19 protein-coding genes are annotated in these 19,853 nt (G+C 65.7%); 7 read left to right on the top strand and 12 right to left on the bottom strand.

Features of this window, described 5'->3' with window-relative positions:
• The first annotated feature begins 125 nt into the window (after positions 1 to 125).
• The 5 genes from IFR23_RS04810 (at position 126) to IFR23_RS04790 (ending at position 3,395) form a co-directional block, all read left to right on the top strand.
• On the top strand, positions 126 to 1,667 hold the full coding sequence (locus IFR23_RS04810) for a hypothetical protein (RefSeq protein ID WP_192974907.1): 1,542 nt from the start codon (positions 126 to 128) through the stop codon (positions 1,665 to 1,667).
• Complete coding sequence (locus IFR23_RS04805; RefSeq protein ID WP_192974906.1) at positions 1,627 to 2,076, top strand: DUF3597 domain-containing protein; 450 nt, start codon at positions 1,627 to 1,629, stop codon at positions 2,074 to 2,076. Before IFR23_RS04810 ends, IFR23_RS04805 begins: the two co-directional genes overlap by 41 nt.
• Positions 2,077 to 2,153: 77 nt before the next feature.
• Complete coding sequence (locus IFR23_RS04800; protein ID WP_156362209.1) at positions 2,154 to 2,567, top strand: glycine zipper 2TM domain-containing protein; 414 nt, start codon at positions 2,154 to 2,156, stop codon at positions 2,565 to 2,567.
• Between the two features lie 278 nt (positions 2,568 to 2,845).
• Positions 2,846 to 3,058 carry a cold-shock protein gene (locus IFR23_RS04795; RefSeq protein WP_031394996.1) on the top strand — a complete coding sequence of 71 codons (213 nt, stop codon included), beginning with the start codon at positions 2,846 to 2,848 and terminating at the stop codon, positions 3,056 to 3,058.
• 106 nt (positions 3,059 to 3,164) lie between these two features.
• Positions 3,165 to 3,395 carry a hypothetical protein gene (locus tag IFR23_RS04790; RefSeq protein ID WP_055873305.1) on the top strand — a complete coding sequence of 77 codons (231 nt, stop codon included), beginning with the start codon at positions 3,165 to 3,167 and terminating at the stop codon, positions 3,393 to 3,395.
• Between the two features lie 295 nt (positions 3,396 to 3,690).
• Here IFR23_RS04790 and IFR23_RS04785 read toward each other — a convergent pair whose 3' ends face one another.
• The 12 genes from IFR23_RS04785 to IFR23_RS04730 form a co-directional block, all read right to left on the bottom strand.
• Positions 3,691 to 4,665: a cell wall hydrolase gene (locus IFR23_RS04785; RefSeq protein ID WP_192974905.1), complete on the bottom strand. Its 975-nt coding sequence runs from the start codon at positions 4,663 to 4,665 to the stop codon at positions 3,691 to 3,693.
• Between the two features lie 156 nt (positions 4,666 to 4,821).
• Positions 4,822 to 7,653: a M16 family metallopeptidase gene (locus IFR23_RS04780; RefSeq protein WP_192974904.1), complete on the bottom strand. Its 2,832-nt coding sequence runs from the start codon at positions 7,651 to 7,653 to the stop codon at positions 4,822 to 4,824.
• A gap of 8 nt (positions 7,654 to 7,661) precedes the next feature.
• Positions 7,662 to 7,859: a hypothetical protein gene (locus tag IFR23_RS04775; protein WP_197978314.1), complete on the bottom strand. Its 198-nt coding sequence runs from the start codon at positions 7,857 to 7,859 to the stop codon at positions 7,662 to 7,664.
• Positions 7,856 to 9,004: a tRNA guanosine(34) transglycosylase Tgt gene (gene tgt, locus IFR23_RS04770; RefSeq protein WP_192974903.1), complete on the bottom strand. Its 1,149-nt coding sequence runs from the start codon at positions 9,002 to 9,004 to the stop codon at positions 7,856 to 7,858. The genes IFR23_RS04775 and tgt overlap by 4 nt, the downstream gene beginning before the upstream one ends.
• A 1-nt stretch (position 9,005) precedes the next feature.
• Positions 9,006 to 9,461 carry an EF-hand domain-containing protein gene (locus IFR23_RS04765; RefSeq protein ID WP_244655448.1) on the bottom strand — a complete coding sequence of 152 codons (456 nt, stop codon included), beginning with the start codon at positions 9,459 to 9,461 and terminating at the stop codon, positions 9,006 to 9,008.
• Positions 9,462 to 9,469: 8 nt separating this feature from the next.
• Positions 9,470 to 10,495 carry a tRNA preQ1(34) S-adenosylmethionine ribosyltransferase-isomerase QueA gene (gene queA, locus IFR23_RS04760; RefSeq protein WP_192974901.1) on the bottom strand — a complete coding sequence of 342 codons (1,026 nt, stop codon included), beginning with the start codon at positions 10,493 to 10,495 and terminating at the stop codon, positions 9,470 to 9,472.
• Between the two features lie 7 nt (positions 10,496 to 10,502).
• On the bottom strand, positions 10,503 to 11,228 hold the full coding sequence (locus IFR23_RS04755; RefSeq protein WP_192974900.1) for a peptidylprolyl isomerase: 726 nt from the start codon (positions 11,226 to 11,228) through the stop codon (positions 10,503 to 10,505).
• A gap of 152 nt (positions 11,229 to 11,380) precedes the next feature.
• Positions 11,381 to 11,887, bottom strand: a complete 507-nt coding sequence (gene coaD / locus IFR23_RS04750) for a pantetheine-phosphate adenylyltransferase (RefSeq protein ID WP_192974899.1) — start codon at positions 11,885 to 11,887, stop codon at positions 11,381 to 11,383.
• A gap of 22 nt (positions 11,888 to 11,909) precedes the next feature.
• Positions 11,910 to 12,800 (bottom strand): polyprenyl synthetase family protein, encoded by an 891-nt coding sequence (locus IFR23_RS04745; protein ID WP_192975025.1) that lies wholly within the window; start codon positions 12,798 to 12,800, stop codon positions 11,910 to 11,912.
• 13 nt (positions 12,801 to 12,813) lie between these two features.
• Entirely contained in the window at positions 12,814 to 13,053 is a 240-nt protein-coding gene (locus IFR23_RS04740) for an exodeoxyribonuclease VII small subunit (RefSeq protein ID WP_056060585.1), read from the bottom strand.
• Positions 13,054 to 13,118: 65 nt separating this feature from the next.
• Complete coding sequence (locus tag IFR23_RS04735; RefSeq protein ID WP_192974898.1) at positions 13,119 to 13,316, bottom strand: hypothetical protein; 198 nt, start codon at positions 13,314 to 13,316, stop codon at positions 13,119 to 13,121.
• Between the two features lie 58 nt (positions 13,317 to 13,374).
• Complete coding sequence (locus tag IFR23_RS04730) at positions 13,375 to 15,054, bottom strand: GGDEF domain-containing protein (protein WP_244655447.1); 1,680 nt, start codon at positions 15,052 to 15,054, stop codon at positions 13,375 to 13,377.
• Positions 15,055 to 15,629: 575 nt separating this feature from the next.
• Here IFR23_RS04730 and IFR23_RS04725 point away from each other — a divergent pair.
• A complete protein-coding gene (locus tag IFR23_RS04725; protein ID WP_192974897.1) occupies positions 15,630 to 18,020 on the top strand; it encodes a TonB-dependent receptor in 2,391 nt (796 codons plus the stop codon).
• A gap of 240 nt (positions 18,021 to 18,260) precedes the next feature.
• Positions 18,261 to 19,829: a GH39 family glycosyl hydrolase gene (locus IFR23_RS04720; RefSeq protein ID WP_192974896.1), complete on the top strand. Its 1,569-nt coding sequence runs from the start codon at positions 18,261 to 18,263 to the stop codon at positions 19,827 to 19,829.
• Positions 19,830 to 19,853: the final 24 nt, after the last annotated feature.

Raw genomic sequence — 19,853 nt, 5'->3', positions numbered from 1 at the left:
GTCCGCCACGTCATGGCTTGGCAAGCGCATGTCGACGCCGGCCGCATCGGCACCCGCATCCCCGTATCGCCCGAAATCGCCACCAACCGCGACCGCTGAACCGCGCTCGCCCGGACCATGCGCAAGTGACCGCCGCTCTCCAGGACCACGGCATCGACCAAGCCACCGAGCAAGCCGGCCAACTCGAAGCTCCCTCGCAAACCGCCCCCGCTCACCCCGCACCCCCGCAAGCCGACCCCGCCGCGCAAGCCGACCCCGCTCCGCAAGCCGACCCCGCTCCGCAAGCCGATCACGCCCCGCGCGCCTACATCCCAGCCACCCCGACCCGCTACACCCAACGCAGCGACGGCTGGACCCCGGATCGCCAGCGCGGCTTCCTCGAACGCATCGCCGAGGGCGCCACCGTCGACGAAGCCAGCGCCAGCGTCGGCCTCTCGCCCGGTGCCGCCTACACGCTGCGACGCCGCGCGGCAGGCGCTGCGTTCGCGCTCGGCTGGGACGCCGCCAAGCTGGTCGCGCGGCCGATCGTCGCCGAAACGCTGTTCCTCCGCGCGATCGCCGGCCAGACCGAGCGCGTCACCAGGCCCGACGGCGAAGTCATCGAGCGCCACCGCTACGACAACCGCCTCGCCATGTCCTTGCTCAACCGGCTCGATCGCCACGCCGACGCCACCGAGACCGCCAACGCCGCCACCCGCATGGTCGCCGCCGAATTCGACGCTTTCCTCGACATCATCGCGCGCGACGCCGGCCCCGCCCGCGCCGGCCTGTTCCTCGGCGAACGTCTCGACGCCGACGCCATACAGGCGGGGGCGGGGCCAGGAACGGGATCAGCCCCGAGCGCAGCCGGAGCGGCAATGGCGCCGATCCTCGCGCTCGCCCGCGCCGACCGCTGGTTGCGCAGCGCCGCCGGCGTCGCCTCCGGGATCGACATCACCGATCTCGATCCCGCCGCCCGCGCCGACTGGACCGCCGCGCAATGGTCGCGCGCCGAAGCCGCCGGACTGCTGCAACTGGCGCCGGAACCCGCGCCCGAACCGGCACCCGATCCGGTGCTCGATCCGGACCTGAAGCCCGCTGTCGAAAACGCGCCAGCGTCTGCACTTCCTGTACTTCACTTTGACCAGGATGGTCGCGACGGCGTTCATCCGGTCTGGTTCGACTCGATTTCGCAGGGCTGGCGGACCTGTTTTCCGCCGCCGGATCCGTATTTCAACACCGAAGACGGCCTGTTCGGCGAAGACACGTACAGCCGGGAATGTTCGGACGAAGAAACGATCATCCTCGACGCGCCACGCGACCGCGAGATCGCCGAGCGGACGATCACCGAGGGAGTCGACCGCGATACATGGTTCGTCGCCTATGCGATCGACGGCGGTCTCGTCGACGAAGCGGGCGCCGAGGCGGCCGGCGCCACCGACGCGGATCGCATCACCACGTTGGCGGCGAGTTTCGATCCTCTCGGCTGCGACGAACCGGTCGCACCGGCGTCCGGCGCGCGTGCGGGTCTCGATCCCGGCCAGCCGCAGCGCCCGGACGTTCCGTCGCCCCCGGTCGCGGCGCCTGCACCCAAATCCCCGATCGGGCGTTCTCCCGCCGTCAGACTCTTATACGACAGGGACCCCCATGAGCATCTTCAGCAAGATCAAGTCCGCAATCTTCGGTGAGAAGGGACCGCTCGGCAGCGGCCATTTCGGTACCCCCAAGGCCGACGCGCCCGCACCAGCGCCCGCGCCGCAGACCACCGCAGCCCAGCCCGCACCGACGCCAACGCCCGCCGCCCCGACTCCGCAGGCTGCCCCCGCCGCACCCGCCCAGGCAGTCGACGTCGAGGCCGTCCTCTCGGGCATCGCTTCGAAGAAGGGTTCGGACCTCAACTGGCGCACCTCGATCGTCGACCTGATGAAGCTGCTCGATCTCGATTCGAGCCTCGACAACCGTAAGGAGCTCGCCACCGAGCTCGGCTATACCGGTGCGAAGGACGGCAGCGCGGAGATGAACATGTGGCTGATCAAGGCCGTGATGCGCGAGCTGGAGAAGAACGGCGGCACCGTGCCCGCCAACCTCAAGGACTGACGGTGTTTCGGCGCCGGCAACCAAACCCCGGCGCCGATCATTACGCCTTCAGTATCAACCCACTGAAAGGACACGAAATGCGCGTTGCGATGCTGGGCCTGCTGGCCGCCTCTACCATGGTTGCCGGCTGCGTCGGCGACGGAGGCAGCCGCTACGGCGTCGACCCGCGCTATCGCTCCTACGACTATAACCGCGTCGATCCCGCATACGGCGGCTACGACGCCGGCCGCTATTACCGCGACGATGCACGGTATCGCGAGCGCCGCCTGTCGCGCAACGACCGCGTCTATCGTGGCAATGACGGTCGGTATTATTGCCGCCGCAACGACGGCACCACCGGCCTGATCGTCGGCGGAGTCGCGGGCGGCGTGCTCGGCAACGTCATCGCGCCCGGCGGTTCGGGCCTGCTCGGCACCGTCCTCGGTGCGGCCGGCGGCGCACTCGCCGGGCGTGCGGTGGATCGCTCCAGCAACGACACGCGCTGCCGTTAAATCCCTCGACCGGCGCCGAAATATCGGCGCCGGTCGTTCTAAATCATCGCCATTGATGGCGGCGCGCGAGAAAATATTATCTGCGATAATCGACGCAGTTCTTGACCCATTTTACCGGCAAGATTTGCAATTCGGGCGGTCTTGGCCCATATAGCGATCAGCTACAGTCGCATATCGACGGTTCTTGGCGCTTTGCGGCACCTTTCTCCTTCTTTCCCTGCTCCGCGGCACGGGTCGCCCGAACGTCGGGTTACTCTCTACTAAGAAGGAGCCACTTCATGGCTATCACCGGAACCGTCAAGTTTTTCAACGCCGACAAGGGCTATGGCTTCATCGCGCCGGATGGCGGCGGCAACGATGCATTCGTGCACATCACCGCGGTTGAGCGCGCCGGCATGCCGACGCTGAACCAGAATCAGCGCGTCACCTACGAGCTCGAGCCCGACAAGCGTGGCAAGCAGTCGGCCGTGAACCTCCAGCCAGCCGATTGATCTCGCTGGCGGATTACGGTCCGCCAACCTGATCTCGGTTGCGATGCGGCGGCTGTCATGGCCGCCGCATCACCCCCTTTGAAATTTCCCGTAGGAGCGCACCAGCATGGCCGATAATCCAGAATTTTACCGGGCCCGCGCTGATGAAGAGCGTCGCAACGGCGATGCTGCCCTCCTCGACAATGTTCGTGACCGCTGCCGCCGCGCCGAAAAGGCCTGGGACGACATGGCCTCACGCGCCGAACGCACCCAGATCCTCCGCGCCGCCCGCGAAGCCGCCCCTCCCGGTGGCGAGCGCATGATGATCGGTGCCCCGTCGATGGTCCCCGCCGAATAGGCCGGATCTCCGAGGTTCGATGATTTGGAAGACCCGGATGCAGCGATGCAGCCGGGTTTTTCTTTGTGGTCTTTAGACAGGATGGTTCGCGCAGAGGCGCAGAGAGCGCGCGGAGCTTTTAGCTGAACCGCAAGTTCCCGAAATCAGACGTGACATCCGCGACCTAGCCCAGAACGCTTCACCTCCGCGTCCTCTGCGCCTCCGTGCGAACCAACTTCTTCATCTAGCAAGTTGACTGCCAGAGGGTATCCGTTGAACACCGCTGACGCGGAACCTTGCAAGCGACCGCGGCGACTTACTTCAACGGCTTACCCGAATCCTTCCATCGGTCGAGTATCTGCGATTCTGGCGGCAGCATGTCGGAAGCAACTGGTATTGCCGGTGCCTGAGTAGCGGGCTTGGCCTGCGCAACAGCCGCTACCACCGGAGCCGGCACCGGGACGGAGACAGCTCCGGCCGTGGCGGCTGCGATCATCTGCTGCGTCGGCGGCGCGATCGGTTGCACGGACATATGCGGCCCAGGTACCGGTTCGCCGCCCGCATAACGCTGGTTGAATGCCGCAGACGTGCCCCAATACCCCTTCCACCGATGGAAGAAATGCGCACCGACGACATCGGTCATCACCATGCTCCGGTTCCACGCGGGCGTCACGGCGTAGGTATGATAGTGCGTCGCTAACCCAACCGGAGCGTAGACATACCCGGCCAGCGCCATGCCGGCCGCTCGCGCGGCGCGGACCCACGCGGCACGCGCTGGCACGCGCGTCATCGCGCCATCGCATGCGAAGCTGAACTGGCAACCGGCATGCTCCGAGCCCTGGTACACCACGCCGCACACCGTTCCCGGAAAGGCAGGATGCCGCGCACGGTTGAGAATGACCTGCGCAACCGCCTGCTGGCCGGCATCGGGCTCGGATGCCGCTTCGTAATAGATCGCCGCGGTGAGGCATTGCAGCGCACGGTCGCGGTCCAGCGGCGATGCGCTTGCCGTCGAGAAGGGCCGTGCGGGAACAATGCCCGCGTCGAGCGTCGCACCGGCCGGGATCGGCAGATCGGGCAGGTCGATGGTCCCCGTAACACCCGCCGCGGGGGCGGCAATCTCCTGCTCGGCCAGCGCTGGGGCGGGGGCTGAGACCCTTACCGAAGATGCGGCACTCGCGCGGTCGCTCGCCGCTTCACGCGCCGACATCGCCCGGAGCGCTGCGTGCGCAGAAATCCCGGCGCCGATGATCAGCACCGTGACGACCATCGCCACCCAGATGCGCTTCATCAGCCGAACCGTCTGCAACCGAACCCGCAACCGCTTTCCTCGTACTTGCTTTATCGAGCATGCCCAACGTCCGGCATAGCCGATTCGGCTGGACCGATCGCGCACGGATTCAGTCCGTCCCACCGCGGGACGGACTGAATCCGTAGCAGCAATCGCTTACCGTAAGGTTGCGGTGTCGAGCTTCAGCGCGGCTTCGGGGATGACCTCGACGTTCGGATAGGCTTTGCGCAGCGGTTCGATGAACTGCTTGGCGTCACCGACCACGACGATGCTCGCCGCCTTCGGATCGAGTAAGGCGACCGCCGCGGCCTGCACGGCTGCCGGATCGACCGCGCCCACCGCGCCGGTGTAGCGCTGGAGTTCGCCGAGCGGCACGCCGTTCTGCACATAGGCGCCCAGTATCCCGGCAACGCCCGACGTCGTCTCGATCCCGCGCCCGAAATTGCCGACGAGCACGGCCTTGCGGGTATCGAGTTCTGCAGCGGGCACGGGAGACGCCCCCATCCGCGTCATTTCGGCGGCGATCAGCGTCACGACTTCGGCTGCCGTCGGGTTCTTGGTCTGAGTCCGCGCCGCGACCGTGCCCTGCGTCTTCCCCGCATCGAGCCCGCTGCCCGCGCCGTACGCAAGCCCGCGCTTGATCCGGATCTCCTGGTTCAACCGCGACGAGAAGCCGCCGCCCAGGACGGTATTGCCGACCGCGAGCGGATAATAGCGTGCGTCCGACCTTGCGATGGCCGGCCGCGCAACTACTACGCCCGCCTGGCCCGCTTCCGGCATGTCGACGACGATCACGCGCGGCTTCGGGTACGTGACCTGCGGCGCGTTCGCGGTTGCCGTGCTGGTCGATTTCCAAGAACCGAACTGTGCCTCCGCCAAAGCCTTGGCGCGCGCCACGGTGACGTCGCCGACCATGATCAGCGTTGCCTGGCCCGGCTGGAAGCTCCGCGCATACGCTGCCGTGATATCGGCCCGCGTGATCGCCTTCAGTGACAGCGGCGTGCCCCCGTTAGGCGCACCATAGGGCGAGGCGCCAAGCACGGCACGATCCGCAACCAGACCCGCGACCTGCGCCGGGTCCTTCAACGCCAGTGTCACCGCGTCGACCTGCTGCGTCCGCGCCCGCTCGATCTCCTCAGGCGCAAAGGCCGGGTTGATCGCAACATCCGCGAGAATGGCCATCGCCGGCGCGAGCTGGTCCGACTTCACCGTGACGTCGACCGACGCGCCATCGCTCCCCGCCGAACTCCCGATCGCACCGCCAAGCCCCTCGACCGCACGCGCGATCTGTGTCGCCGAACGCGTCTTTGTGCCCTTGGTGAGCAGGTCCGCCGATAGGCTGCTGACACCCGCGCGGTTCGCGGGATCGGTCGCCGCACCACCCGCGGTAACGAGATACGCGGTGACGATCGGCAGGTCGTGCCGCTCCACCGTGACCAGCCGCATGCCGTTCGCGAGCCGGGTTTCGACCGGCTGTGGGATCGTCGGCGATACCGGTGCGCTCGGCGCAGGTGGCTGGACCCGCTGCCCTTCCGGCGCAGGCGTCAAGATCTCGATGTTCGCCGGCGCCTTCAGGTCGGCAACCTGCACCGTCGGTGCAACCGTGATCGCATCCGCGACACCGCCCGCAGGCTTGGCCGCGAGTGGCAGGTACCGGATCGTTGCCGACTGGTTGTCGCCGAGGTATTTCCGCGCAACCCGCTGGATATCCGCCGCCGTCACCCGCGCGATGGCCGCCAATTGCTTGTCAGCCGCCTGCGGATCGCCGTCGACCAGCACGGCAGACGCCAGCGTGCTCGCCTTGCCCTCGGCCGTCTCGCGCGACTGGATCGACTGGGTCAGGATTTCGTTCTTCGCCTCGGCCAGTTCGGCGGTGGTCACCGGCGCATCGCGGAACCGGGCGATCTCGCGCTTCAGTGCAGCCTCACCCGCCTCGACCGTCTTGCCGCCCGCGAGGATTGCGTAGACGACCATGTTGCCGGTCGCCTGCTTGGTATCCAGGAACGCTTCCGCCGACTGCGCAAGCTGGTCACGGTACACGACGCTCTCGTACAGCCGCGAACTCTCGCCGGTCGCCAGCACCGCCTTCAGCACCGTCAACGCCGCAATGTCCGCATCGCGGTCGGCCGGCACATGATAGCTGACCAGCACGGCGGGAAGCGGCGTGTTCGGCTCGTACACGGTCCGCGTCACCGCCTTGGTCCGCGCGGGCTCGGCGACAGTTACCCGCGGGATCGCTGCGCTCGGCTTCTTTATCCCCGCGAAATACTGGTCGACCCAGCCGTTCAACTGCGCCGGGTCGAAATTGCCCGACACCACAAGGATGGCGTTGTCCGGCCGATAATAGGTCGCATGGAACGCCCGGACGTCATCGATCCCGGCGGCTTCCAGATTCTCCAGGCTGCCGATCGTCCCACGCGCATAGGGATGCGTCGTATAGGCAATCGCCGGATAATAGAGCGAGAACAGCTTTCCGTACGGCCGCGAAAGCGTGCTCTGGCGCAGTTCCTCCTTCACCACGTCGCGCTCCGAGCCGAAGCTCTTGGGCTCGACGACGAGGCTCGCCATCCGGTCCGCCTCCGCGAACAACAGCCGCTGGAGGTGGTTGGCCGGGATCACTTCATAATAATTGGTATAGTCGTCGTTGGTCGACGCATTGTTGTAGCCGCCGACATCCTCGGTCAGCCGATCCATCTGCTCCGATACCAGGTTACGCGTCGACTTGAACATGAGGTGTTCGAACATGTGCGCGAACCCGGACTTACCCTTGGGATCGTCCTTCGAGCCAACGTCGTACCAGACCTGCACCGACACGTTCGGCGTGCCGGTATCGCGGATCGCATACACGCGCAGACCATTCGGCAGCGTGCGCTCGGTATAGGCGAGCGGCTTTACCGAAACCTGCGTCGGGGCAGGTGCGGTCTGCGCCCCCACCGCTACCGGGAAAGAAGCTGCGGTCAGCAGCAAAACGGAGCGGAGGAGGCGCATCGGGATCCCTACTTGTTGCGGTTCGCGAACAGCACCGCGCCCGCGATTGCCGCCGAGCCGATGCCGACGCCCAGGCCGATCTTCGCGAGCGGCCAACTCTTGGCCTTCTCCGCGGCGTTGTGCGCCGCGGCTTCGGCCTGCAGCTTAGCTTCCTTCGCGGCGGCGAGGATTTCGTTCGGGGTATCGCTGTCGATCTTGATCGTCACTTGGGCTCTCCTTCACTCTTCCGGGCATACACGCCACGGAAATCATTCGCGAATTGTGTCAGCGTCCCCGAGGCGATCGCCGCCCGCAGATCCGCCATCAGCGTTTCGTAGAACCAGATGTTATGCTCCGTCATGAGCATCGCGCCAAGCATTTCGCCTGACCGGACGAGATGATGCAGATACGCCCGACCCCAGGTCGCGCAGACGGGACAGGGACAGGCGGGATCGAGCGGCCCCATATCCTCTGCGAACTTCGCATTGCGGATGTTGATCGGTCCGGTCCGCGTAAAGGCCTGGCCGGTCCGCCCGGAGCGGGTCGGCATCACGCAATCGAACATGTCGATCCCGCGCTCGACCGCGCCGACGATGTCGTCGGGCTTGCCGACGCCCATCAGATAGCGCGGCTTGTCGACCGGCAACTGGTCCGGCGCGAAGTCGAGGCAGCCGAACATCGCCTCCTGGCCCTCGCCGACCGCCAGCCCGCCGACCGCATAGCCATCGAAGCCGATATCGATCAGCGCATCCGCAGACGACTTGCGGAAGCCCTCGTTCAGCGCACCCTGCTGGATGCCGAAGATCGCGTTGTTCTCGGCATGATCTTCACCCGCGTCGAACGCCGCGCGCGACCGCTTGGCCCAGCGCATCGATCGCTCCATCGCCGCGGCCTGCACTTCTCGCGTCGACGTCGTCGGCACCAGTTCGTCGAACGCCATGACGATGTTCGAACCGAGCAGCCGCTGGATCTCGATCGACCGCTCGGGGCTCAGCAAATGCCGCGTGCCGTCGAGGTGCGACTTGAACGACACGCCCTCCTCGGAGCGCTTGGTCAGGTCGGCGAGGCTCATCACCTGATAGCCACCGGAGTCGGTTAGGATCGGCTTCGACCACCCCGAGAACGCGTGCAGTCCGCCCAGCCGCGCGACTCGTTCGGCCCCCGGCCGCAGCATCAGGTGATAGGTGTTGCCGAGGATGATGTCCGCGCCCGCACCGACAACGTCGGCGGGCTTCATCCCCTTGACGGTGGCGGCGGTGCCGACCGGCATGAATGCGGGCGTGCGGATGTCGCCGCGCTGCAGCGCGATGACGCCGGTACGCGCCTTACCGTCGGTGGCGGAGATGGTGAAGTCGAAGCGGGGGCGGGTCATATCAACGTTTCTTGCGGATGCCGTAGCGATCGCCGGCCGGCGCGCCGCGGATGGTGATGAGTTCGGCGCGGGTCAGCACGCCGTCCTTGTCGCGGTCGAACCGCGTGAAGAACTGCGCGAACCGCGCCTGGAGTTCGGCCAGCGTGATCCGGTTGTCGCCGTCACGATCGACCTCGAACGGGCTCGGCAACGCATTGCGATCGCCCAGCCACGCCTGCGCCCAGTCGGCAAAGGCAATGTACCCGATCGATCCGGTCGCAGCACCCTCGGCGGTCGCATAGCTCCGAGCAACGCCTGCGGTCAGCTCGGCTTGCGTCACGCGGCCATCACCGTTCGTATCGCACGCGGCGATGAACAGCGCAGCCGGCTCGGCGAATATCGTTGCAGGCGGTTGCGGCGTGCCAGCGGGCGGCGGTGCGGCGGTAATGGCCTGGAGAAGAGCAAGGGCGAGCAGCATGCCGCCCGTCATGGCAGCAGAAGCGAGGCGTCGCCATAGCTGTAGAAGCGATACTTTTCAGCGATCGCATGCGCATACGCCGCCTGCATCCGCTCGCGTCCCATCAGCGCCGATACCAGCATGAACAACGTCGAGCGCGGCAGATGGAAATTGGTCATTAATCCGTCGATGCCGCGGAACCGGTATCCCGGCGTGATGAAGATCGCGGTGTCGCCGTCGAATGGACGGATCACGTCGTCCTCGCCGGTCGCGCTCTCGATCAGCCGCAGCGACGTCGTACCCACCGCGATCACGCGACCACCGTTCGCGCGGACCGCGTTGAGCCGATCGGCGGTGGCGGCGCTGATCCGGCCCCACTCAGCGTGCATCTTGTGCTCGGTCGTGTCGGTCGCCTTGACCGGCAGGAACGTGCCCGCGCCGACATGCAGCGTCAGCGTCGCATGCTCGATCCCCGCCGCCTCAAGCGCCGCCATCAACTTCGGCGTGAAGTGCAACGCCGCCGTCGGTGCTGCAACCGCACCCGGCTCGGATGCGAACATCGTCTGGTAATCGTCCGCATCGCGTTCGTCGGTAGGACGCTTGCCGGCGATGTACGGGGGCAGGGGCATATGGCCTGCGCGCTCCAGCAACAGTTCGACCGGCTCGTCGCCGGCGAACACCAGCGCGTAGCTTCCGTCGTCCTCGCGATCGACCGCCGCCGCGCTGACGCCATTGCCGAACTCGATCACGTCGCCGTCACGCAGCCGCCGCGCATTGCGAATGAACGCACGCCACCGCCTTGGCCCCTCGCGCTTGTGGAGCGTCGCGCCGATCTTGGCATCGCCGCGCCGCCCGTCGAGCTGTGCCGGGATCACGCGCGTATCGTTGAACACGAGCATGTCGCCGCGTCGCAGCAACGACGGCAAATCCGACACGCCCGCGTCGCGGGTCGCATCACCTTCGAGCACCAGCATCCGCGCAGCATCGCGCGGCGCCGCGGGGCGGAGCGCGATGTTGTCGGTCGGCAGGTCGAAGTCGAAAAGGTCGACGTTCAACGTGGAGTCACTTCTTTGCAGGAGCCTTCTTTACCGACGCCTTGCGAGCGGCCGGCGCGAGCTTTGGCTTGGCCGCGTTCGGGCCCGTAGCCGTACCCGGCAACGTCACCGGTGCACCGAGCGCCGGGGCAGGCGGCCCAGCGATATACGCTGGAGGGTTATCCGCCGCGATATACGCATGGACGATCCGCGACGGGTTCGCCGGCGGCTCGCCACGCTCGATCGCGTCGACATACTGCATCCCGTCGAGCACGCGACCGAACACGGTGTACTTCTTGTCGAGGCTCAACCGCGGCTGGAATACGATGAAGAACTGGCTGTTCGCGCTGTCCTCCTTGTCCGAGCGCGCCGCCGACACTGCGCCGCGGACGTGGGGCAGGTAATTGAACTCGGCCTTCACGTCGGGGAGCGTCGAGCCGCCGGTGCCGTCGCCCTTGGGATCGCCGCCCTGCGCCATGAAGCCATCGATCACGCGGTGGAACGCGAGGCCGTCATAGAAATGCTGGCGGGTCAGCGTCTTGATCCGCTCGACCATCAGCGGCGCGACATCGGGCCGCAGCCAGATCGTCACGCGGCCGCCGGTCGACAGATCGAGCAGCAGCAAATTCTGCGTATCGGTCGTGAGCGGCGGCGTGAGGCGCGCAGGCGCTGCCACGACATCCTTCTTCTGCGCCGCGACCGGCACCGTGACCAGGCACCCGAGCAACGCGAACATTCCGACGAAAAAGCGCATCAAATTCCCACTCGAAAGAGGCCCGGCGCAACCAGGCTGCCGCCACTTAGAGCAAATCCCCGCTTGCGCCAATCTGAACGTGAGGGGCGCTGAACGCAGCAGTCCCCCATCACGATACGTCATCCTGACGAAAGTCAGGACGACGAAGGAGGTCAGCTTCCCTTGCGGCCGATCTTCTCGACCCGCGCAACCACTTCTTCGCGCACCGATTCCGGCACGAACTTCGCGATATTCCCGCCGTACAGCGCGATCTCCTTGACCAGCCGGCTCGCGATCGGCTGCAACGCGACGTCGGCCATCAGGAACACCGTCTCGACGCGCGGATTGATCTGCTGGTTCATCCCCGCCATCTGATATTCATATTCGAAATCGGCGACGGCGCGCAGGCCGCGGACGATCACCTTCGCCCCCTGCCGCTCGGCAAAATCCATCAGCAGCGAATCAAATGCGACCACCTCGATATCGCCACCGATGCCGGCCACCTCGCGGCGCACCGTCGCCATGCGCTCCTCGATCGTGAACATCGGCGACTTCGACGGATTGGTCGTCACCCCGATCACCAGCCGATCGACCAGCTTCGCGCCGCGCCGGATGATGTCCATATGCCCCAGCGTGACGGGATCGAACGTCCCCGGGTAAACCCCAATCCGTGCCGTCATGCCGATCTCCCCGGTTGTAGTTCTAGCGGTCACGTTCGAGCACGAAACGGGCGATATCCCGCAACAGGTCGGCTTCCTTGCCATAGCTGTGCAGATGCGCGACCGCCTGGTCGACGAGCATCCGCGCCTGCTCGCGCGCACGCTCGGGCCCGAGCAGCGACAGGAACGTCTCCTTGCCAGCGACCTCGTCCTTGCGCAGCGACTTGCCCACGACCGCCTCGTCGCCCTCGGCATCGAGCAGGTCGTCGGCGATCTGGAACGCCAGCCCCAGGTCATGCGCATACCCGCGAAGCCCCACGCGGCCCTCCGGTGGCAGCCGCCCGAGAATCGCGCCAGCCTCGACCGACGCCGAGATCAGCGCGCCCGTCTTCATCTGCTGCAACCGGGTCACGGTATTGAGGTCGAAGCGCGTGTTCTCAGCCTCGATGTCCATCTTCTGGCCGCCGGCCATGCCGTTCGGCCCCGACGCGCGCGCGAGGTCCATGACCAGTTCGATGCGGACGAACGGATCGGCGTGCGTCGCCGGATCGGCCAGGATCTCGAACGCCATCGCGTGCAGGCAATCGCCCGCCAGAATCGCGGTCGCCTCGTCGAACACCTTGTGCACCGTCGGCTTGCCGCGGCGCATGTCGTCGTCGTCCATCGACGGCAGATCGTCGTGGATCAGCGAATAGACGTGGATTGCCTCGATCGCGGTCGCCGCCCGTGCGGAGCATCCGCGCGCGACGTCGAACAGATTGGCGGTCGCGAAGACGAGCAGCGGTCGCAGCCGCTTGCCACCACCGATCGCGGCATGCCGCATCGCCCGGTACAGGTCGCCACGCGGATCGTCGGGGATCGCCAGCAGCTGGTCGAACTGCCGGTCGATCTCGGCTGCGACATCTGCGAGCGCGGCATCCAGCGTGACGGGCATCTGGCTCACCGCGTCAGCCTGCCGCGAACGGGCGAACGCCGGCAGGCTTGCCGTCGCCGTCGAGCCGGATCGCCTCGATCCGCGCCTGTGCCGCGTCGAGCCGGTCGGCGCAACGCTGGCGCAGCTTGTTGCCGCGCTCGTACAGCTCGATCGCCTGCTGGAGCGGCGTGTCGCCACTTTCCAGCTTCCCGACGATAAGCTCGAGTTCCTTCAGTGCATCCTCGAACGCGAGGTCTTCGATCGGCGTGTCCATGCCCGTCGCTATGGCGCAGGCACGCGACGGGGGTCAAGGACGCGCGCCACGGATGGAAGGGCGATTCAGCGCAGGCGGTTCACGGTCCAGGTATAGAGCACGGAAACGCCGATCAGCCCGAGGTCGACCGCAGCCTGCATCCGATGCGGCGACGGATCGCTGGTCTCGTGCGTGAGGATACGAATGTCGGCAGTCGGATGGCGGATGGTCAGTGCCATCAGCACGAGTCCCGCGATCACCAGCACGTCCCTACGATCGCGCATCACCCATCTCCCGGAACGCCTGCGAACATGCCTCGATCGCGGTCGTTGCGCAAGTGTATCAAGCGGCGATCGGCAGGACGCTCGCATCGCGCGATCGATCGCGTCCTGCGCCTTTTGCCGCGAACAGCGCACGATCGGCGCTGCGATACAGTGTCTTCCAATCCGCCTCGCGCAGCAACGGTCCGGTGCAGCTGCCGATACTGGCGGTGACGGCGATATCGAACGGCATCCGCTGGCTGCGCAACCGTTCGAGGATCGTATCGGGCATGACCGGCGTCGCCGCATCGACCAGTATCGCGAATTCCTCGCCACCGATTCGCGCCACCAGCGCCTCGGGCGGCACCGCGTTGCGGAGCGCTCGGGCGACGACGCGCAGCACTTCGTCGCCACCATCATGCCCGATCGTCTCGTTGACGCGTTTGAAATGGTCGACATCGGCGATCAGCAGCATCTGGTCGCCTGGCCGGCCGATCGCGTGGTGCAGGAACGCGCGGCGATTGAGCAGGCCCGTCAACGGCTCGGTATCCGCGAGCAGCCGTGCAGCGATTTCCTGTTCGCGTGCGGTATCGCGCTCCACGCTGAGCAGGCGGATCCGGTAGGCGATCGCAAGGCTCGACAGCATCGATTCCAGCGCCATCGACAGGATCGTCGAATTGTCGAGCCACAGGCTCCAATCGAGCAACTCGAACGCGTTGGCGACGCGCAGGCTGGCGACCACGATCGGTACGCTCCACGCCAGCGCGAACAGCCACAGGAAATTGCTCCGCATCCGCCAGGCTCGGAAGAGAATGATGGGGATCAGCACCAGCAACAAAAGGTACGTGCTCGCCAGTATCGTATCGAGCACACGAAACTGCCATGGCGCGAATGCCGCCCACAACGTGCCTGCCGTCAGCAGCGCGGCGATCACCCAACTGCTCGCGGCTCGCAGCCATCCGCCAAACACGCCCTGTTCGAAGAACGTACGGGCGAACACCAGTGCGGACGCCGCCGATCCGGCAAGGAACAGCGTGTTCAGCCGTTGGCGATCATTGTTGTCTAAGGTCGGAAACATCTGCCCCAACGCACCCGAAGACGTTACCGCATACGCGAGCAGGAACAGCACGAGCAGGCAATAAGCGGGCTGGAACGCCTGTCGCAACGCGCCCCACAGCGCGAGATTGTAGACGATCAGCGCGATCGCCATCCCTCCGAACGCACCATACAGCGCAGCGAGCAGGATCTCGGTGGTATCGCGCTGGTCATGGTCGGCGAGCGCGGGTCCCAGGATCAGGCCGCGCAGGTTCGCTGCCCCCTCGACATGCCAGAGCAACCGGACCGGCGCCGCGTCATGTGACGGCAGGGGCTGGACGATCACTGCGCCCAGCCCGAGCAGACGTCCCGCGGTGCGCGAGGTGAAGCCGGTGTTGCGGATCGATCCGTCGGCATACAGCACGAACAGCGTCACGCGGTTTACCCAGGTGCTGCCGATCCGCACGGTATGATCGGCGGCTTGGATCGCTGGCAGGGGCTGCGAGAGTACCCAGAAATCGCCGCTGCCAAATTGGGTTTGAGAGGTGGTGCAGTCGAAACCGCGTGGCTGCCCGAACAATGTGGCGGGGGTCTGCCCCGCGATCGCGGGACGAACGCAGACCGAAATCGGCGTGCCCGTCACGGCTGCGGCCGGCACCGCAAGGGCAAGGCCGAACGCCAACGCGAACGCGCCGATCATCCATCGCAGCCATGCCATGCTTTCCATAGGGCTACGCTAGCGACGCTTTCCGAATTATCGGTAAACGCCGGATGGTTTCGTCGCAAAACGGACCAATCGACAGCGCCCCGATCTCTCTCCGCCGGGGGAAAGCGCCGAAAGTACCGGACGGGTACGCCGAAGTCTGAAGTGTTGCGGCGGTGCGCGAATGCCTGCTTCCAGAACGGCTTTGCCGATACCGGGCTTCGTCGCAAAGCATGTCACTGCTTTTATACTGATGCGTGGCACTGGCGCATGGACCAGTAAACGGCAAATATGCACTTTCGAGATCAGTGTAGTCAGTCGGTTCGACGTGTTGATCATATGTATCCGCAAAAGGTATCAGACCCATGCAGCTGTCCGAGAGTATGTGTCCGGATACTCGTCGCGTCGGTCGTCTGGCATCGGCAGCAATTCTTCTGAGTTGGTCGGTGGCGGGGGTTAGTCAATCCGGGGGCCAGTCTGGAGTACAGTCGGAGCCGCCTCCAGCTGCACCGACCAATGCCGAACCCACGCCATCTCGTGCTCAGGCTGAAGTATCGGATGCCCGCCCCGATATCGTGATCCTAGGCCGTCGAGGGCAGGTGGACACGGCGATCGAGCCGCTGGCGACGCTCGACGCGGGGGCGATAACCGCTACGGGCGCGACATCGATCGACGAGCTGCTGCGGACGATCCGCGGCGTGACGCAATCGGGTGATGGGCAGGATCCAATCTTCTTGCTCAACGCGCAACGTGTGTCGGGATACCAGGAGATCGGCAACCTGCCGCCGGAAGCGCTTGAGAAGGTCGAAGTGTTTCCGGAGCCGGTCGCACTCCAATACGGCTACCCGCCGACCCGCCGGATCGTGAACTTCATCACCAAGCGCCGGTTTCGCCAGCTGTCGTCGAAGCAGGCCGTCGGCACCTCGACGCGCGGCGGTGCCGACAACGCCAATGCGCACGTCGATTACACGCGTCTCCAGGGCAACGGTCGCCTGACGCTGTCGCTGGACGCACGGCATACCGATGCACTGTTGCAAAGGCGGCGGCGCATCCTGCCCGATCCGGACGTGCCGTTCGATGCACGCGGGAATATCACCGGGATTCTGGCGGGAGGCGAGATCGATCCCGCCTTGTCGGCACTCGCGGGGCAGTTCGTGACGATCGTCCCGGTGCCGACCGGCCCTCTACCGGTTGGCACCGTCGGACTGGACAGCTTCGCGGCAAACGCAAATCGACCGCGGCTGTTCGACCTGTCGCCGCTACGTGCGCTCGCGCCGTCGAACGACAGCTTCCACGGCGAGGCGGTGATCGCCAACCGGCTCGGGCGGAAGTTGTCGGGTTCATTGACGCTCACCGCGGATCATAGTCGCGAACGCACCCTCTTCGGTCCCGCGAGCGCGACGCTCCTCATTCCCAGCGACAACCCGTATTCGCCATTCAGCCGGAACGTTCTGCTTCAGCGCTATCTCGTCGAAGCGCCGCCGCTCAGCCAGCGCACCGATATCACGACGCTTCATGCCGGGGGCGTGGTACGCGGAGCTTGGCGCGGCTGGCAGTGGGACTGGACCGGCACGCTCGACACGCAACGCAGGAACGGTCTTGTCGCCAAGGCGATCGACACCACCGCCGTCAACGCGGCGATCGCCGCTGGCGCCGACCCGTTTCGACCGTTCGATCTTGCGCTGCTTTCCAACCGGCTTGTCGATCACACGGTCCAATCGACCTATGGTGCAGGGACAAAGTTCGTCGCGACCAACCGTCCGCTACGCTTGCCGGCCGGCCGCGTGACGCTGGCCGCTACGATAGAGGGCGAGCAGATCGGCACGAACAGCAGGACGCGCGGCGCCACCCCATCGGCGATCGCGTTCGATCGAGGGAGAGTGGAGGGCGCAGTCGCGCTCGACCTGCCGATCGCATCGCGACGTGAGGATGTCTTGCCGTGGGTTGGCGATGTGTCGGCCTCCGCCTCCGCTACCGTGCGGCGTGTCGGTGGTTTCGGTGACCTGTCGGATTCGACGGTTGGTGTGAACTGGGCGCCGTTCACGGGTCTCCAACTGCTGGCACAGTATAAACGGTCGGCCACGGCGCCAACGCTGGATCAGCTTGCCGCGCCGCAGATTTCGGCGCCACAGGTGCCCCTGTTCGATTTCGCGACCGGCCGTTCGACGCTGGTGACGTTGTTTCTGGGCGGCAACCCTGCGCTGGCTGCCGAACGTCGGCGGACGCGCTCGATCGGGGCAACCGTCAAGCCCCTCGTCAAGAGCGAACTGCGTATCGGCGCCACCTACGAGGTTACGGAGATCCGCGACGGGATCCAGACCATCTTCGCCCTCACGTCCGCTGCGCAAGCGGCGCTACCCGAACTGTTCGTCCGCGATGCCGCCGGCGCGCTGGTGTCGGTGGCATTCCGTCCGATCAATGTCTTCCGGGAACGTCGCCGGACGCTGAACCTCACACTCGCCGCCAGCGGCCAACTCGGTCGTCCCCAATCACCTGCGACACCAGGAGGCCACCCACCGGATCGCCCGACCTTCTATGGCGGGATCGGCCCCACGCTGCGCCTTGCCGACCGGATCGAGCTCAGGCCGGGGATGCCGACGCTCGACCTGCTGGCGGGCGACACGGTGTCGGGCGGTACGACGCAGCGAATTGCCGGTTACGGTTATGGGGGGCTGAGCTATCTGGGCAATGGCGGTACATTTGATTTCTACTGTACCGGTGGGGCCACCGTTCGCGGCGCGGTCGCCGCATCGACCCTGACATTCGCGCCCTTGTGCAAGATCAACGTCACCGGTTCGCTGAGCATCCACCACTTCCTGCCGCGCCAGGACTGGTCCCGGCATCTGGGCTTCAAGCTCGAGATCGCCAACATTACCGGCGCTCGCCAAGGCGTGCGCGACGCCACCGGCATCGTTCCTTACCGGTATCAGCCGGATTTGCTCGATGCGGTCGGACGCAGCGTCGTGGTATCGCTCCGCAAATTGTTTTGAAGGCGACGACGGCCGTGCGGGGATTGGATCGTCACTCAACTGGCAAATCCCGACCGCGATACGGACATTGGTCGCCCAGGCGTTCGAGACCGGCTGCGGCGCGCGCAGAGCTCTTCACACGCCAGACGATCAGATCGTTGGAAGCACGAACCTGAGCCCGGCTTCTCCACCAGGTCTTGCCGCGGAAACTGATTGCGCTACCATTCCGATCAACGACGAGAAAAGTCTGGGAGTGTGGATATGCGTTGGCGATCATGGGCGGCAATCGCCGTCGCGGTAGGAACACCGTATGCCGCACCAGCGAAGGACGCAGCCGGTCCGCGCCAGATCCGCATCGATGTCGCCACGGCGGGGGCACCGGTAGATCGTTCGTTCGACCTGTCGATCGGTTCCGATTTTCCGGGCACGCTGATCCGCAGCGATAGCCAGGCGCAGCTGAAGACGGCGGTGGACGAGCTGGGCTTCCGGTACATCCGGTTCCACGACATCTTCCACGACGTTCTCGGCACCGTACGCAAGACTGACGGTCGGATCGTGTACGACTGGACGAAGATCGACCAGCTTTACGATGCCTTGCTCGCCCGCCACATCCGCCCGTTCGTCGAACTCGGCTTCACGCCGAGCGCGATGAAGACATCGGAACAGACGATCTTCTATTGGAAGGGGAACACGTCTCACCCCTATCCGGCAATGTGGCGCGATCTGATCGATGCCTATGTCCGGCATGTCCGCGAGCGCTACGGCGCCGACGAGGTGCGGCGCTGGTATTTCGAGGTCTGGAACGAGCCAAATCTCGAGGGGTTCTGGGAAAAGGCCGACCAGAAGGCGTATTTCGACCTTTATGCGAGCACGGCACGCACGATCAAGGCAATCGACCCGGCGCTGAAGGTCGGTGGACCGTCGACGGCTGGGGCCGCGTGGGTGCCCGAACTATTGGCGTACACGAAGCGGAACAACGTACCGATCGATTTTCTCACGACGCACACATATGGTGTCGATGGCGGCTTCCTCGACGAAGAGGGCAAGCAGGATACGAAACTGTCCGCATCACCCGACGCGATCGTCGGCGATGTCCGGCGGGTGCGCGCGCAGATCGAGGCGACGTCATATGCCGGACTGCCGCTGTACTTTACCGAGTGGAGCACGAGCTACACGCCGCGCGACTTCGTCCACGACAGCTATGTCAGCGCACCCTATATCCTGACCAAGCTCAAACAGTCTCGGCGCTATGCGCAGGGCATGAGCTACTGGACGTATACCGACCTGTTCGAGGAGCCCGGCCCGCCGCCGACGCCCTTTCATGGCGGGTTTGGCCTGATGAACCGTGAGGGCATCCGCAAGCCGGCGTGGTTCGCCTATAAATATCTCAATGCGTTGAAGGGCCGCTCGATTGCGCTCGGCGACGAATTCGGGCTCGCCGCAGTGGATGGCAGGCGGATCACCGCGCTGGTGTGGGATTGGCAGCAGCCGGTACAGTCGGTCAGCAACACGCCGTTCTACACCAAGCTGGTACCGGCGACCGCAAGCAAGCCGATCGCGTTCCAGTTCGCGCATGTGCCGCAAGGCACGTACCGGCTTCAGGTGCACAAAACCGGCTATCGGAACAACGATGCACTGTCTCTGTACATCACAATGGGGATGCCGAAGGCGCTCGACGGCGCGCAACTGGCAACCCTCCAGCGTGCGACCGCAGACCTGCCCGAACAGGACCGCGTCGTAACGATCGGTGCAAGCGGTTCGGCGAGCGTGACGGTGCCCATGCGCAGCAACGACGTCGCACTGGTCACGCTGGAGCCCATCGCGCGCTGACATCGGATCGAGTGTAGCAGCCCA

Source organism: Sphingomonas sp. CFBP 13603 (assembly GCF_014892665.1).
Classification (GTDB): domain Bacteria; phylum Pseudomonadota; class Alphaproteobacteria; order Sphingomonadales; family Sphingomonadaceae; genus Sphingomonas.
The sequence above is the reverse complement of the archived record's forward strand: the minus strand, read 5'-3'. Positions and strand labels throughout refer to the sequence as shown.

Excerpts from the sequence above, each read along its gene's own strand:
- IFR23_RS04720 (WP_192974896.1), top strand. The coding sequence starts at position 18,261 with ATGCGTTGGCGATCATGGGCGGCAATCGCCGTCGCGGTAGGAACACCG.
- IFR23_RS04790 (WP_055873305.1), top strand. The coding sequence starts at position 3,165 with ATGGCCGATAATCCAGAATTTTACCGGGCCCGCGCTGATGAAGAGCGT.
- IFR23_RS04795 (WP_031394996.1), top strand. The coding sequence starts at position 2,846 with ATGGCTATCACCGGAACCGTCAAGTTTTTCAACGCCGACAAGGGCTAT.
- IFR23_RS04785 (WP_192974905.1), bottom strand. The coding sequence starts at position 4,665 with ATGAAGCGCATCTGGGTGGCGATGGTCGTCACGGTGCTGATCATCGGC.
- coaD (WP_192974899.1), bottom strand. The coding sequence starts at position 11,887 with ATGACGGCACGGATTGGGGTTTACCCGGGGACGTTCGATCCCGTCACG.
- IFR23_RS04740 (WP_056060585.1), bottom strand. The coding sequence starts at position 13,053 with ATGGACACGCCGATCGAAGACCTCGCGTTCGAGGATGCACTGAAGGAA.
- IFR23_RS04735 (WP_192974898.1), bottom strand. The coding sequence starts at position 13,316 with ATGCGCGATCGTAGGGACGTGCTGGTGATCGCGGGACTCGTGCTGATG.
- IFR23_RS04730 (WP_244655447.1), bottom strand. The coding sequence starts at position 15,054 with ATGGAAAGCATGGCATGGCTGCGATGGATGATCGGCGCGTTCGCGTTG.
- tgt (WP_192974903.1), bottom strand. The coding sequence starts at position 9,004 with ATGACCCGCCCCCGCTTCGACTTCACCATCTCCGCCACCGACGGTAAG.
- IFR23_RS04765 (WP_244655448.1), bottom strand. The coding sequence starts at position 9,461 with ATGCTGCTCGCCCTTGCTCTTCTCCAGGCCATTACCGCCGCACCGCCG.
- IFR23_RS04780 (WP_192974904.1), bottom strand. The coding sequence starts at position 7,653 with ATGCGCCTCCTCCGCTCCGTTTTGCTGCTGACCGCAGCTTCTTTCCCG.
- IFR23_RS04755 (WP_192974900.1), bottom strand. The coding sequence starts at position 11,228 with ATGCGCTTTTTCGTCGGAATGTTCGCGTTGCTCGGGTGCCTGGTCACG.
- IFR23_RS04805 (WP_192974906.1), top strand. The coding sequence starts at position 1,627 with ATGAGCATCTTCAGCAAGATCAAGTCCGCAATCTTCGGTGAGAAGGGA.
- IFR23_RS04745 (WP_192975025.1), bottom strand. The coding sequence starts at position 12,800 with ATGCCCGTCACGCTGGATGCCGCGCTCGCAGATGTCGCAGCCGAGATC.
- IFR23_RS04800 (WP_156362209.1), top strand. The coding sequence starts at position 2,154 with ATGCGCGTTGCGATGCTGGGCCTGCTGGCCGCCTCTACCATGGTTGCC.